General features: G+C 62.2%; 14 protein-coding genes. 6 read left to right on the top strand and 8 right to left on the bottom strand.

Features of this window, described 5'->3' with window-relative positions:
- Positions 1-243: 243 nt before the first annotated feature.
- From RBA40_RS10690 to RBA40_RS10665, 6 genes are all read left to right on the top strand, one after another.
- Positions 244-1,554, top strand: a complete 1,311-nt coding sequence (locus RBA40_RS10690) for an ABC transporter substrate-binding protein (protein ID WP_306647879.1) — start codon at positions 244-246, stop codon at positions 1,552-1,554.
- A gap of 77 nt (positions 1,555-1,631) precedes the next feature.
- A complete protein-coding gene (locus RBA40_RS10685) occupies positions 1,632-2,492 on the top strand; it encodes a carbohydrate ABC transporter permease (RefSeq protein WP_099873342.1) in 861 nt (286 codons plus the stop codon).
- Positions 2,493-2,502: 10 nt separating this feature from the next.
- Positions 2,503-3,321, top strand: a complete 819-nt coding sequence (locus tag RBA40_RS10680) for a carbohydrate ABC transporter permease (protein ID WP_306647878.1) — start codon at positions 2,503-2,505, stop codon at positions 3,319-3,321.
- A gap of 23 nt (positions 3,322-3,344) precedes the next feature.
- A complete protein-coding gene (locus tag RBA40_RS10675; RefSeq protein ID WP_306647877.1) occupies positions 3,345-4,400 on the top strand; it encodes an ABC transporter ATP-binding protein in 1,056 nt (351 codons plus the stop codon).
- On the top strand, positions 4,397-5,881 hold the full coding sequence (locus tag RBA40_RS10670; protein ID WP_306647876.1) for a mannitol dehydrogenase family protein: 1,485 nt from the start codon (positions 4,397-4,399) through the stop codon (positions 5,879-5,881). The genes RBA40_RS10675 and RBA40_RS10670 overlap by 4 nt, the downstream gene beginning before the upstream one ends.
- 39 nt (positions 5,882-5,920) lie before the next feature.
- A complete protein-coding gene (locus RBA40_RS10665; protein ID WP_306647875.1) occupies positions 5,921-6,883 on the top strand; it encodes a helix-turn-helix domain-containing protein in 963 nt (320 codons plus the stop codon).
- 8 nt (positions 6,884-6,891) lie between these two features.
- Here RBA40_RS10665 and RBA40_RS10660 read toward each other — a convergent pair whose 3' ends face one another.
- The 8 genes from RBA40_RS10660 to RBA40_RS10625 form a co-directional block, all read right to left on the bottom strand.
- On the bottom strand, positions 6,892-7,293 hold the full coding sequence (locus RBA40_RS10660; protein ID WP_306647874.1) for a tautomerase family protein: 402 nt from the start codon (positions 7,291-7,293) through the stop codon (positions 6,892-6,894).
- A gap of 45 nt (positions 7,294-7,338) precedes the next feature.
- The gene (locus tag RBA40_RS10655; RefSeq protein WP_306647873.1) at positions 7,339-7,755 is read right to left on the bottom strand and encodes a MarR family winged helix-turn-helix transcriptional regulator; all 417 of its coding nucleotides are present in this window, start codon (positions 7,753-7,755) and stop codon (positions 7,339-7,341) included.
- Positions 7,756-7,795: 40 nt separating this feature from the next.
- Positions 7,796-8,647 carry an alpha/beta fold hydrolase gene (locus RBA40_RS10650; protein ID WP_306647872.1) on the bottom strand — a complete coding sequence of 284 codons (852 nt, stop codon included), beginning with the start codon at positions 8,645-8,647 and terminating at the stop codon, positions 7,796-7,798.
- Positions 8,648-8,739: 92 nt separating this feature from the next.
- A complete protein-coding gene (locus RBA40_RS10645) occupies positions 8,740-9,723 on the bottom strand; it encodes a branched-chain amino acid ABC transporter permease (protein WP_306647871.1) in 984 nt (327 codons plus the stop codon).
- Between the two features lie 19 nt (positions 9,724-9,742).
- Positions 9,743-10,627 carry a branched-chain amino acid ABC transporter permease gene (locus RBA40_RS10640; RefSeq protein ID WP_306647870.1) on the bottom strand — a complete coding sequence of 295 codons (885 nt, stop codon included), beginning with the start codon at positions 10,625-10,627 and terminating at the stop codon, positions 9,743-9,745.
- A gap of 116 nt (positions 10,628-10,743) precedes the next feature.
- On the bottom strand, positions 10,744-11,949 hold the full coding sequence (locus tag RBA40_RS10635; protein ID WP_306647869.1) for an ABC transporter substrate-binding protein: 1,206 nt from the start codon (positions 11,947-11,949) through the stop codon (positions 10,744-10,746).
- 55 nt (positions 11,950-12,004) lie between these two features.
- Entirely contained in the window at positions 12,005-12,712 is a 708-nt protein-coding gene (locus RBA40_RS10630) for an ABC transporter ATP-binding protein (protein WP_306647868.1), read from the bottom strand.
- Positions 12,712-13,482: an ABC transporter ATP-binding protein gene (locus tag RBA40_RS10625; protein ID WP_306647867.1), complete on the bottom strand. Its 771-nt coding sequence runs from the start codon at positions 13,480-13,482 to the stop codon at positions 12,712-12,714. The genes RBA40_RS10630 and RBA40_RS10625 overlap by 1 nt, the downstream gene beginning before the upstream one ends.
- Between the last annotated feature and the right edge of the window lie 11 nt (positions 13,483-13,493).

The raw sequence follows: 13,493 nt of genomic DNA, 5'->3' as shown, positions 1-13,493 counted from the left end.
GTGGGTCGTGCTGAAAAGTCTAGCAACGATCACGCAGCAGGCCTGATACGGCGTACGCAATAGTCGATACTTTTATCCAAGCCGCATTGGCAGGCCATATAGCTGCAGGCGTGCCGGAGCCGGGTGCAAAATAGTATCGACACTAGGTGTTGCAGTATCAGAAAGTATCGGAGCCCGGTGCTACATTCTGTACACGGTGCAAACCTTGCATTGAATAAAACTAAAAAATCTGGAGACGACAGCATGAAACGTATCGCAAGCAGTGCCTTGTGCACGGCCCTCTTCTGTGTCAGCAGCGCATCCCTGGCAGCCACCAACCTGGTGATCGCCACCGTCAACAACGGCCACATGATCGAGATGCAAAAGATGGGCAAGTTCTTCGAACAGGCCAATCCCGATATCAAACTGAAATGGGTCACCTTGGAGGAAGGGGTGTTGCGCCAGCGCATGACCACCGACATCGCCACCAAGGGCGGACAGTTCGACGTGATGACCATCGGCATGTACGAAACGCCGATCTGGGCCAAAAAAGATTGGCTGATGCCGCTCAAACCGGATGCAACGTACGATATCGACGACCTGCTGCCATCGATCCGCGACGGCCTGTCGCAGGGCGGCAAGCTGTACGCCGCCCCGTTCTACGGCGAAAGCTCGATGATCATGTACCGCAGCGACCTCGTCAAAAAAGCCGGCATGAGCATCGAGGACCGCCCGAGCTGGGCCCACATTCGCGCCGTGGCCGCCAAGATCCACGACCCGGCCAAGGGCGTGTATGGCATCTGCCTGCGCGGAAAACCGGGCTGGGGCGACAATATGGCGCTGATCACCACCATGGCCAATTCCTTCGGCGGCCAATTGTTCGACATGAAGTGGCAACCGCAATTCACCAGCAAACCATGGAAGGACGCCGTCACCACCTACGTCGACCTGCTCAAGAACTTCGGTCCGCCGGGCTCGTCCTCGAACAGCTTCAATGAAATCCTGGCGCTGTATAACGAAGGCAAGTGCGGCATCTGGATCGACGCCACCATCGCCGCTTCCTTCGTCACCGATCCGAAGCAAAGCAAGGTGGCCGACAAGGTCGCGTTCGCGCAATCGCCCATCGCCACCACCGAGCGCGGCGCCAACTGGCTATGGGCCTGGTCGCTGGCCATCCCAAAAAGCTCGAAACAGCCCGAGGCGGCGCAAAAGTTCATCAACTGGGCTACCTCGAAGGAGTACATCAAACTGGTCGCCAGGGAGGCCGGCTGGGCCAGCGTGCCGACCGGCACCCGCAAGTCGACCTACGCGTCGCCCGAGTTCATGAAAGCCGCCAAATTCGCCGCCGCCGAGGGCACGGCGATCGCCACCAGCCGTCCGAACCAGAGCACCTTGCCGCCGTCGCCGTACGTCGGCGTGCAGTACGCCGCGATCCCGGAATTCCAGACCATCGGCGTGGCGGCCGGCCAGCAGATGAGCGCTGCCCTGCTGGGCAAGGTCACGGTCGACCAGGCGCTGGCGGTCACCCAGCAGGCGGCCGAGCGCGAGATGCGCAAGGGCGGCTACTACAAGTAGTTCATTCCACGCTTGCGTTTTCAGTCGCCGCTGCGCCCGCGCGCAAGCGGCGTTCCTTTGTCGCACCTGGGAACTTTATGACACGACTCCTGCCCCGGACCTTGCTGACCCCAGCGGTGCTCGCCATCGCCATCATCTCCATCGTCCCGCTGTTGATCACCCTGTACTACTCTTTTGTCCGCTACAGCATGCTCGCTCCAGGCGAGCATGACTTCCACGGGCTGGCCAACTTTCATTTTTTCTTCACCGACGGCGCCTTTTTGCCGGCGTTGAAAAACACCTTCGTCCTGATGTTTTCCGTCATGGCGATTACGGTCGTGCTGGGCATTGCGCTGGGCCTGCTGATCAACGACGCCTTCCCCGGCCGCGCCATCGTGCGCGTGCTGCTCATTTCGCCGTTTCTGGTGATGCCGGCGGTGAACGCGCTGATGTGGAAGAACATGCTGCTCAACCCGATCTACGGCCTGTTCGCGCACGTCAGCATCTTCTTCGGGGCGACGCCCATCGACTGGCTGTCCGAATACCCGCTGCTATCGATCGTGATGATGGTGTCCTGGCAGTGGCTCCCATTCGCCTGCCTGATCTTCATGACGGCGCTGCAATCGATGGACAAGGAACAGCTGGAGGCGGCCGGCATGGACGGCGCCAACTACCTGCAGCAGCTGCGCTACCTGTACCTGCCGCACCTGGGGCGTGCGGTATCGGTGGTGCTGATGATCGAAATGATTTTCCTGCTGTCGGTGTTCGCCGAGATCTTCACCACCACCGGCGGTGGCCCCGGCTTCGAGACGACCACCATCACCTTCATGATCTATCAGCAAGCCTTGCAGTCCTACGATATCGGCGCGGCGTCGGCCGGCGCCCTGTTCGCGGTACTGCTGGCGAACATCGCGGCCTTCTTCCTGATGCGCGTCATCGGCAAGAACCTGGCGAAATAGGGAGACATCGATGAATAACAAACTCGCACTGCACACCCGCACGGCCGCCGCCTGGTTCTTCGCGCTGCTGCTGTTCTTCCCGATCTTCTGGCTCGGGCTGATGGCCTTCAAGACCGAAGCCCAGGCCATCGCCACGCCGCCGCTGATGTTTTTCGAGCCGACCCTGCAAAGCTTCCAGGAAGTGATGGCGCGCGACCACTACGCCGGCTACGCGTTCAATTCGCTCATCACCAGCGTGCTCTCGACCGCGTTCGGGCTGGCGATTGCGATCCCGGCGGCGTACTCGATGGCGTTCTTTCCGACCGGCGGCACCGTCGGCCTGCTCAAGTTCATTCTCAGCTCGCGCTACATGCCGGGTGTGGGCGCACTGATGCCGATCTACGTCTGCTTCCAGTATGCCGGCCTGCTCGACACCCGCGTCGGCCTGACCATCATGTTCATGCTCATGAACCTGCCGATCATGATCTGGCTGCTCTACACCAGCCTGCGCGAGCTGCCGCGCGACATCCTGGAGGCGGCGCGCATGGATGGCGCTACCGTCTTCCACGAGTTCCGCTACATCGTACTGCCGCTGTCGGTAGGCGGCATCGCCTCGACCGCGCTGGTGTGCATGGTGTGGGCATGGAACGAATCGTTCTGGTCGCTCAACCTGGGCGCTTCGAATGCCGGCACCCTGGCCTGGCTGATCGCCTCCTACTCCAGCCCGGAGGGGCTGTTCTGGGCCAAGCTCTCGGCCGCTTCCCTGATGGCGATCGCGCCGATCATGGCGCTGGGCTGGTTCTGCCAGAAGCAGCTGGTGCAAGGCATGACATTCGGCGCGGTCAAATAAGACAACCATAGGACATCAAGATCATGGCTTACCTGCAACTGAAAAACATCGAAAAATTCTTCGGCGAGCACCATGCCATCAAGGGCATCGACCTGGAGATCGACAAGGGCGAGTTCGTCGTCTTCGTCGGCCCGTCGGGCTGCGGCAAATCGACCTTGCTGCGCCTGATCGCGGGCCTGGAACCCATCGACAAGGGCAGCCTGCACCTGGACGGGCGCGACATCACCGCCCTGCCCTCGTCCAAACGCGACCTGGCAATGGTGTTCCAGTCGTACGCGCTGTATCCGCACATGACGGTATTCCAGAACATGTCGTTCGCGCTGAAACTGGCCGGCGTGCCGCCCGCCGCGATCCGCACCAAGGTCGACAAGGCCGCGGCCATTCTCAATCTCGGCGATTACCTCGAACGCAAGCCCAAGGAGCTGTCCGGCGGCCAGCGCCAGCGCGTCGCCATCGGCCGCGCGATCGTGCGCGACCCGAAGGTATTCCTGTTCGACGAACCGCTGTCGAACCTGGATGCGGCCCTGCGCGTGCAGACCCGCATCGAAATCGCCAAGCTGCACCGCGAGCTGGGCGCCACCACCATCTACGTGACGCACGACCAGGTCGAGGCCATGACCCTGGCCGACCGCGTGGTGGTGCTGCGCGACGGCCAGATCGAGCAGCACGGCTCACCGCTCGCGCTGTACGACCGCCCGGCCAACCGCTTCGTGGCGCAGTTCATCGGTACCCCGAGCATGAACGTGGTGCCGGCGGCGGGCTTGCCGCGCCTGTCCGCGCTGGCTGGCGGTGCGGCGCCTTCCGACGGCTTTGTGGGCATCCGTCCCGAGCATGTGCACGTGCTGGACGCGGCGCAGCCGGACAGCCTGCCCGCCACGGTCGACATGGTCGAATCGCTCGGTGTCGAAACACTGGTCTACGCGCGCCTGGAGAACAACGTGCAGGTGGTCGCGCGCGGCAGCGAGCGCATTGCACTGCAGCCCGGCGCGCGCACCCACCTCGCGTTCGAGCACGGCTTCGTGCACCACTTCGACAAGCTTGGTTCCACGTGCGGCACGCCCGCGCAGAGAGCGCAATGATGGCGATCGCATTGAACAGCGCCGCCCTCGACCACCTGCCGCCGCACATACCCGGTCCCGGCTACGACCGCGGCATGCATGCGTCCAGCATCGTGCACATCGGCGTGGGCGGTTTTTTCCGCTCGCATCAGGCGCTGTATCTGGACGACCTGCTGCGCATTCCCGGCCACGCGCAGTGGGGATACTGCGGCGTCGGACTGCTGGCGCACGATGCCGCGATGCGCGACGCCATGCTGGCCCAGGATTGCCTGTACACCCTGGTCGAGCGCAGCGCCCAGGGCGACACGGCGCGCGTGGTCGGCTCGCTGCTGCAATTTCTGTACGCGCCGGACGATCCGCAGGCGGTGCTGGAAAAGCTGGCCGATCCCGGCACCCGCATCGTCTCGCTCACGATCACCGAAGGCGGCTACTACGTCAACCAGGGCGACGGCAGCTTCGACGCCAGCCATCCCGACATCGTGCACGACCTGGCTCATCCCCACACGCCGCGCTGCTGCTTCGGCTACCTGGCCGAGGCGCTGGCGCGGCGCCGCACGCGCGGACTGGCGCCGTTCACCGTGATGTCCTGCGATAACCTGCAAAGCAACGGTGACGTCGCCCGCGAGATGCTGCTGGCCTTTACCAAGCTGCGCGATCCCGCTTTGAGCGCGTGGCTGGCCGAGCACTGCGCCTTCCCCAACAGCATGGTCGACCGCATCACGCCGGCCACGACCGACGAACACCGCCTGCTGCTGCGCGAGCAGTTCGGGCTGGATGACGCCTGGCCGGTGATGGCGGAGCCATTCAAAAGCTGGGTGATCGAGGACCATTTTCCGGGCGGCCGTCCGGCCTGGGAGCTGGTCGGCGCGCACATGACGGACGACGTGCTGCCCTACGAAAAAATGAAGCTGCGCCTGCTCAATGCCGGCCACCAGTCGCTGTGCTACATCGGCATGTTGCTCGGCTACGAGTACGCGCACGAAGCGATGGCGGACGCCGATATCCGCCAGCTGTTTTCGAACATGATGGACATCGAGGTCACGCCGCTGCTGCCGGCGGTGGACGGCATCGACCTCACCGACTACAAGCGCACGCTGATCGAACGCTTCGCCAATCCGGCCGTCGGCGACCAGCTTCTGCGCATCGGTACCGACGGTTCGGCGCGCATGCCCAAATTCGTGCTGCCATCGGTGCGCGACCAGCTTGAACGCGGCGGTCCGATCGACATCCTCAGCTTTACCGTGGCGTGCTGGTTCCGCTACCTGGACGGCAGCGACGAACAGGGCCGGCCGCTGACCTTGATCGACCCGCTGGCCGCGCAGTTGCGCGAGCTGGCGCAGCGTGGCGGCGCCAATCCGGGCGCGCTGCTGTCGCTGCGCGAACTGTTCGGCGAGTTAAGCGACGCGCCGCGCTTCGTCGCCGCTGTCGCCGATGCGCTGGCGCGGCTGTACCGGGATGGCGCGCGCGCGGCGCTGTTGCACTTGCTGGCAACGGCAAAGTGAACGACCATGGGTAAGCCATAAGAAGACGGGGACGACAGGATGACCAATTTGCCTCAGATGCGCCACGTGGAACCGCAGCGGTTCCAGCCCAAGCCACCCGAGCTCGAACGCGAAAACTACGACGGCATCGTCCACTACATCGAGCACGGCTATCCCAGCCCACGCGTGCGCTGGCACTGCCACGACGAGTACGAGCTGCATCTGATCGTGTCCACCAGCGGCAAGCTGTTCGTCGGCGACTACATCGGCGAATTCTCGCCCGGCCATCTCGTGCTGACCGGGCCGCGCCTGCCGCATAACTGGATATCGAGCAGCGTGCCGGAAGAAGGCGTCCTGTTGCGCGACATGATCCTGCAGTTCGCCCACGAGCCGCTGGAACAGGCCGCCCGGCTGATCCCGGAACTGCGCGAGTTGCTGCCCCTGCTGGAGCGTTCGATCTACGGCATCGAATTTCTCGATATCGGCGCCGAGGCCGAACAGGACTTCCTGCGGATTCGCGGCAGCGGCGGCGCCGAGCGCTTCGGCCACTTCGTGAACTTCATGTGCCGCCTGGCGCGCAACAACAAATACCGCCTGCTGTCGAGCGCGACCATGCGCTCGTATGACGACGAGGGCACTCTGGCGAAGGTCAACGCGGTGCTGAGCTACATCACCGACAACTACCGCGACCCGATCTCGGCCGAGGCTGTGGCGGATCAGCTCGGTATGTCGCTGAGTAAATTCTCACGCTTCTTCCGCAAGACCACGGGAAACAGTTTCACCGACTTCGTCACCCGGCTGCGCGTGAACAAGGCGTGCCAGCTGCTGATGAACACCGACCAGTACGTCACCAACGTCTGTTACGACGTCGGTTTCCAGAATGTGGCCAATTTCAACCGGCGCTTCTTGCAGATCAAGGGCGTGACGCCGAAGGAGTTCCGGCGCCAGGCCGGCGGGCGCTTTGGTGCCGGCAGTGCCGGCAGCACGGGTGCATCCGTGGCGGCGGGCGACTCCGCCGGCTAAGTCCGGTTCTACTGCGCAGCCGGATGCTGGTAGCGGTACTCCTGCGTCCGGCCGCCATAGCCGTAGGCGCTTGCGCGCACGTCGTCGACGTAGATATAGCTCTCCTCGTGCAGCTCGCCGAGCAGCGCGCCGAAGCCGGCGAAGACCTCGGCGATGTAGGCCGCCTTTTCATCCTTGGTGTTGGTCTCGTCGGTGACCTTGATGTCGACGTAGACGCTGTGCTTGCGTTGTTCGCTCAGCGACTGCCCGCCGACGATCCAGCAATCCGGGTCGACCAAATCGATGGCAATGGAAATGAGCTCCCTCTTCTTCCGCAGGATGCCGATCGTCTTGTCGAGAACCAGGTCGGCAATCTGGCCGATCATGTCGGGGGATTTCACGGAACTGACTTTGACATTGATAATAGGCATTTACGTCTCCATTGGTTAGCTATGCAACTACTTGGGTAAAAAAAATCAAACCACTGCCGCGCGCGCCTGCTTGAGCGAACCGACGATGGCGGCAAACTGTTCCGGTTCGAGAAGCTGCTTCAGACGGGCGGTGACAGCCCCGCTTGCCCCGTTGAGCTCGTCATGCATGGCCAGCGCGCCGGGTTCCGGGAACACCGCGCATTCACGGCCATCCCCGCCCGTGGCGCGGCGGTCGATCAGGTGCAGCTTTTGCAAACCGTCGAGCGAGCGCGTGGCGGTCGGGCGGCTGATCACCAGTTCCCTGGCCAGTTCACTTTGCAGCAAGCCCGGGCGTGCCAGGATCGCGCGCAGCATGAACGCCTGCGATGGCGTCAGGCCGAACGGCTTGAACGCGCGCGTCCACTCACGCTCCAGAACCCGGGCCAGCGCAGTCGTATTGAAATAGAGGCAGTGATCAAACATGCATCCACTGTAGCCGATGATAGTTCGCTATGCAACCAGTTTATGGAATTGTTTCACGTGAAGCAATTTGGGCCACCGCCTGCTCTGCTTTCAGGAACTTCAGTATCGACGCATTCACCTGGGGAGCCGCTTCGAGCTGAAGCCAGTGGCCGGCCTTTTCGATGCGTTCGTACTGGAAGCTATCGCCAACATACTTCTCGGACCCACGCATTTGTGCTTCAGTGAGCGCGACGTCGCCCGCGCTCCAGATGCCCAGCACAGGAAGGTTCACAGTAGGCCACGTGCTCGCGTTGAACATTTTCAGATTGGCGCGGTAATAGTTCAGGTCGGCGGTCAGGCGGCCGGGACGGTCGAGATGCGCACGCCATTCCTCGAACTGACGCGGCGTGCTCGCCATGCCACGCAATGCATGCCAGTCGAACGCCTTGATGAGCGACTCGGCGATACCGCGCAGCTGGAACACCAGCACGTAATAGCCTTTGAGCAGTTGCAGCGGTCCGCCCTCGGTGTAGGCAGCCGGATGCCCTACCGACAGCGCCACGAAGCGTTCCACGCGCTCTGGCGCGTACATGCAGAGGTTCCAGCCGACGACCGATCCCCAATCGTGGCCGATCAGCAGCGCGCGTTCGACGCCCAGCGCATCGAGCAAGGCCACCATGTCGGCGCGCAGCACCTCCATGGCGTACCCATCCTCGCTGGCGGGCGCTTCGGTCTTGCCGTAACCGCGCAGGTCCGGCGCGATGACGCGATAGCCGGCGGCGGCCAGCGCGTCGATCTGCAAGCGCCAGACAGCATGCGTATCCGGAAAGCCATGCAGCAAGAGCACGGCTGGCCCTTCCCCATCGGTCACGACGTGCATCGCAATGCCGTTCACGGTCAGTGTTTGTTCCATCGTTCCTCCGCAAAAAAATGGATAAAAAAAAGCCGGGTCTGCGACCCGGCCTACGCGGCGCGGCGCGGCCCGCAACCGTGCATTTTAAGCAATCATACGGATTTTTTACGAATGCCGGAGGCCGCCAGCGCGGCGCCGATCTCACCGACAATACCGCGCCGGAACAGCAGCACGCAGAGGATGAAAATCAGCCCGGTCACCATGCCGACCGATTCGCCCAGCGTATTGAACCACTCGACGCCGGTGTGGGTCGCCAGGAAGGTGCCGATATCGCCCAGCTTGTTTTCCAGCGTGATGATGATGAAGGCGCCGATGATCGGCCCCGACAGCGTCCCCATGCCGCCCACAAGCGTCATCAGGATCACCAGGCCGGACATGGCCCAGTGCACGTCGGTGAGCGTCTCGAAGCCCAGCACCAGCGTCTTGGTGGCGCCAGCAAGGCCCGCCAGCGAGGCCGACAGCACGAAGGCCACCAGCTTGTACTTGTCGACGTCGTAGCCGAGCGAAATGGCGCGCGGCTCGTTTTCCTTGATCGCCTTGAGCACCTGGCCGAACGGCGAGTGCACCGTACGCACGATCAGCGCAAAGCCCGCCACCGCAATGGCCAGCACCACGAAGTACAAGGTCAGGTCGTTGCTCAAATCGATTACGCCGAACAGCTTCCCACGTGGAACTCCCTGCAAACCATCCTCGCCATGCGTGAAGGGCGCGCGCAGTGCCGCGAAATACACCATCTGCGCCAGCGCCAGCGTGATCATGGAAAAGTAAATGCCTTGTCGGCGAATCGCCAGCGCACCCATCACCAGGCCGACCAGCGCGCTGGCAGCCACGCCGAGCAGGATGCCGACTTCGGTCGGCAAGCCGAGTGCCGTCAGCGCGTGCCCGGTCACGTAGCCGGCCGAGCCGAAGAAAGCGGCATGACCGAAGGACAGCAGGCCCGTGTAACCGATCAGCAAGTTGAAGGCGCAGGCGAACAGCCCGAAGCACAGCAACTTCATCAGGAACACGGGATAGCCGATAAAAGGCGCCGCCAGCGCAATGACCAGCGCGACGCCGTAAGCGATGTTCTTGTTCATCAATGGCTCCAGTTCTCGGTTACTTTTCTTTGCCGAACAAACCGGCGGGACGGAGCAACAGGACGATGACCATGACCACGAACACCACCACTTCCGAGCCTTCCGGATAGAAGACGCGGGTCAGCCCCTCGATCACGCCAAGGCCGAGGCCGGTAATGATGGAACCCATGATCGACCCCATGCCCCCGATCACCACAACGGCGAACACGACGATGATCAGGTTGGAACCCATCAGTGGCGTGACGTTGATGATCGGCGCCGCCAGCACCCCGGCGAAGCCCGCCAGGGCGACGCCGAAGCCGTAGGTCAGCGTGACCATCAGCGGCACGTTGATGCCGAAGGCTTCGACCAGCTTCGGGTTCTCGGTTCCGGCGCGCAGGTAAGCACCGAGCTTGGTCTTTTCGATGACGAACCAGGTCAGCAGGCACACGGTAAGGGAGGCGAACACGACCCACAGGCGGTAGTTGGGCAATTCCATGAAGCCCAGGTCGGTGCGCCCCTGCAGCAGCGCCGGAACTTCGACGGACTGGCCGGAGTTGCCGAAGAAGGAGCGGAACACGCCTTCGAGCAGCAAGGTGATGCCGAAGGTGAGCAGCAGGCCGTACAGGTGGTCAAGCTTGTAGAGCCAGCGCAGCATCGATTTTTCGACGATGATGCCGAACACGCCGACCAGCAGGGGCGCCAGCGCCAGCATCGCCCAGTAGCTCAGGCCGAAGGTGGTCACGCCGATGTAGGCGGCGAAGGCGCCCATCATGTAGAGGGCGCCGTGGGAGAAGTTGATGACATTAAGCAGGCCGAAGATGACGGCCAGGCCAAGCGACAGCATGGCGTAGAAGGAGCCGTTGACCAGGCCGAGCAAAAGCTGGCTGACCATTGCCTGCAGGGGAACGCCGAATATTTCCATGGCATCTCAGTTCATAAAATGGGACCGGCGGGCCGGGGGAGATGAGTATGCGCAAAAAGTTGCCGTCGTTCCCCGCGCAGGCGGGAACGACGGGAAATTTTCGAAAGCGACCTAACTTACTTCCACAACGCGCACTTCGTCTCCGCCTTGGTCGTATAGGCCTGCGCGCCCGGAATCGTTGCGGCGACCTTGTAGTAATCCCACGGATATTTCGACTCCGCCGGCTTCTTCACTTCCATCAGGTACATATCGTGCACCATGCGGCCATCCGGACGGATCTCGCCGCCCTTGGTGAACATATCGTTGATCTTGGTCTTCTTCAACTGCGCCATGACTTTCTCGCTGTCGTCGGTTCCGATCGCCTTGACCGCGTTCAGATAGTTGGTCGCGGCCGAGTAATCTGCCGCTTGCAGCATCGACGGCGACTTCTTCATCTTGGCGAAATAGCGCTTCGACCAGGCCCGGCTTTCCGGGCTCTGATCCCAATACCAGCCATCGGTCAAATACATGCCCTGGGTCATGTTCAATCCCAGGGTGTGGATGTCATTGATAAACACCAGCAAACCCGCCAGCTTCATCGACTTGCCCACACCAAACTCGTTGGCCGCCTTGACCGCATTGATCATGTCGCCACCGGCATTGGCCAGGCCCAGGATCTGCGCCTTCGAGCCCTGCGCCTTGATCAGGAAGGACGAGAAATCCGACGCCGACAGCGGGTGCTTTGACGTGCCCGCCACCGTGCCGCCGGCCGCCTTGATCACCTCGGTCGTATCTTTTTCAAGCGATTGGCCGAAGGCATAATCGGCGGTCAGGAAATACCAGTTCTTGCCGCCCTGCTTCACAATCGCGCCACCTGTTCCACGTGCCAAGGCCACCGTGTCGTAGGCGTAGTGCACGGTGAACGGCGAACATTCTTCATTGGTCAGGCGGGCCGTGCCGGCGCCGATCGAAATGAAGACTTTTTTCTTCTCGGCGGCGATCTTGGCCATGGCCAGATTGGCGCCCGAATTGGTGCCGCCGATCAGCATGTCGACACCCTGCTGGTCAAACCATTCGCGCGCCTTGCTGGCGGCGATATCGGCCTTGTTCTGGTGGTCGGCGAAAACGAATTCGATCTTCTTGCCGTTGATAGTGCCGCCCAGGTCGGCAATCGCCATCTTGACCGCTTCCGCGCCGCCGGCCCCGTCAACGTCGGCGTACACACCGGACACATCGGTCAGCATGCCGATCTTGATGGTGTCGTTCGACACTTGCGCCTGGGCTGGCAAGGCGAATCCGAGGCAGGCTGCGCTTGCGGCTAAAGCAATGATGTTACGTTTCATGTTGTCTCCATTGGGAATGTAAGTATGGTCCTGCTATTGGGCTGTCGCTATCCTGCTATACGCCCAGCAGCTCGGTGAGAACCGGCATCTTGGCGCTCAGTTCCGAGGAAGCAAAGGTCTCGACAATCTGACCGTGCTCCACCACGTAAAACCGGTCCGCCAGCGGTGCGGCGAAGCGGAAATTCTGTTCCACCATGACGATGGTGTAGCCCTTGGCCTTGAGCGTGGTAATCATGCGCGCGAGTCCTTGCACGATCACCGGCGCCAGGCCTTCGGAAATTTCATCGAGCAGCAACAGGCGCGCACCGGTGCGCAAGATGCGCGCCACGGCCAGCATCTGTTGCTCGCCGCCGGACAGGCGGGTGCCCGGGCTGTTTCTTCGTTCCAGCAAATTCGGGAACATCTCATAAATCTCGGCCACCGACATGCCGGCGTCGCCGCCGGCGAGCTGCGGCGGCAGCATCAGGTTTTCTTCGGTCGACAGCGAGGAAAAAATCCCGCGCTCTTCCGGGCAATACCCGATGCCCAGGTGGGCAATCTTGTGCGTCGGCAGGCCGATGGCCTCAACCCCGTTCACCTTGATCGACCCGGTGCGCGCGCCGGTCAAGCCCATGATCGCGCGCAAGGTGGTCGTGCGCCCGGCGCCGTTGCGGCCCAGCAGGGTGACGACTTCACCCTTGTTGACCAGCAAGTTGACGTTGTGGAGGATGTGCGATTCGCCGTACCAGGCTTGCAGATGCGAAATTTCGAGCGCCGCGGTCATCAGTGCGCTCCTTCGAGTTCGGTGCTGGTCGTGCCCATGTAGGCTTCCATCACCTGCGCATTGGTCGACACTTCGGCATAGCTGCCTTCGGCCAGCAGGGCGCCGCGCTGCAGCACGGTAATTTTGTCGCAGATGCCGGACACCACGTTCATATTGTGTTCCACCATCAGGATCGTGCGGCCGGCCGAGACCTTTTTGATCAGCTCGGTGACGCGATGCACGTCCTCATGTCCCATGCCTTGGGTCGGCTCGTCGAGCAGCATCAGCTCGGGCTTCATCGCCAGGGTGGTGGCGATTTCAAGCGCGCGCTTGCGTCCATACGGCATGTCGACCGTGACCGTATCGGCGAATTCGGTCAGGTCGACTTCGGCCAGCAACTCCATGGCGCGCTCGTTCAGGAGCGAGAGCGACCGTTCGCTGCGCCAGAAATGGAAGGAGGTACCCAGCTCGCGCTGCAGGCCGATGCGCACATTCTGCAGCACGGTCAGGTGCGGAAACACGGCGGAAATCTGGAACGAGCGGATGATTCCCATGCGCGCGATCTGGGCCGGGTGAGCGGCGGTGATATCTTTTCCGTTGAACAGGATCTGGCCCGACGTGGGTACCAGGAATTTGGTCAGCAGATTGAAGCAGGTGGTCTTGCCGGCGCCGTTGGGACCGATCAGCGCGTGGATGTGGCCACGCTGGACGGTAAGGTTAACATCATTGACCGCGGTAAAGCCCTTGAACTCTTTGGTCAGGTTCATTGTTTCCAATATGACATCTGTCATTGTGTCTCCGG

This window comes from Massilia pseudoviolaceinigra, assembly GCF_030846505.1.
Taxonomy (GTDB): Bacteria; Pseudomonadota; Gammaproteobacteria; order Burkholderiales; family Burkholderiaceae_D; genus Telluria_A; species Telluria_A violaceinigra.
Note: the sequence above shows the minus strand (reverse complement) of the source record. Positions and strands in the feature narration are given on the sequence as shown.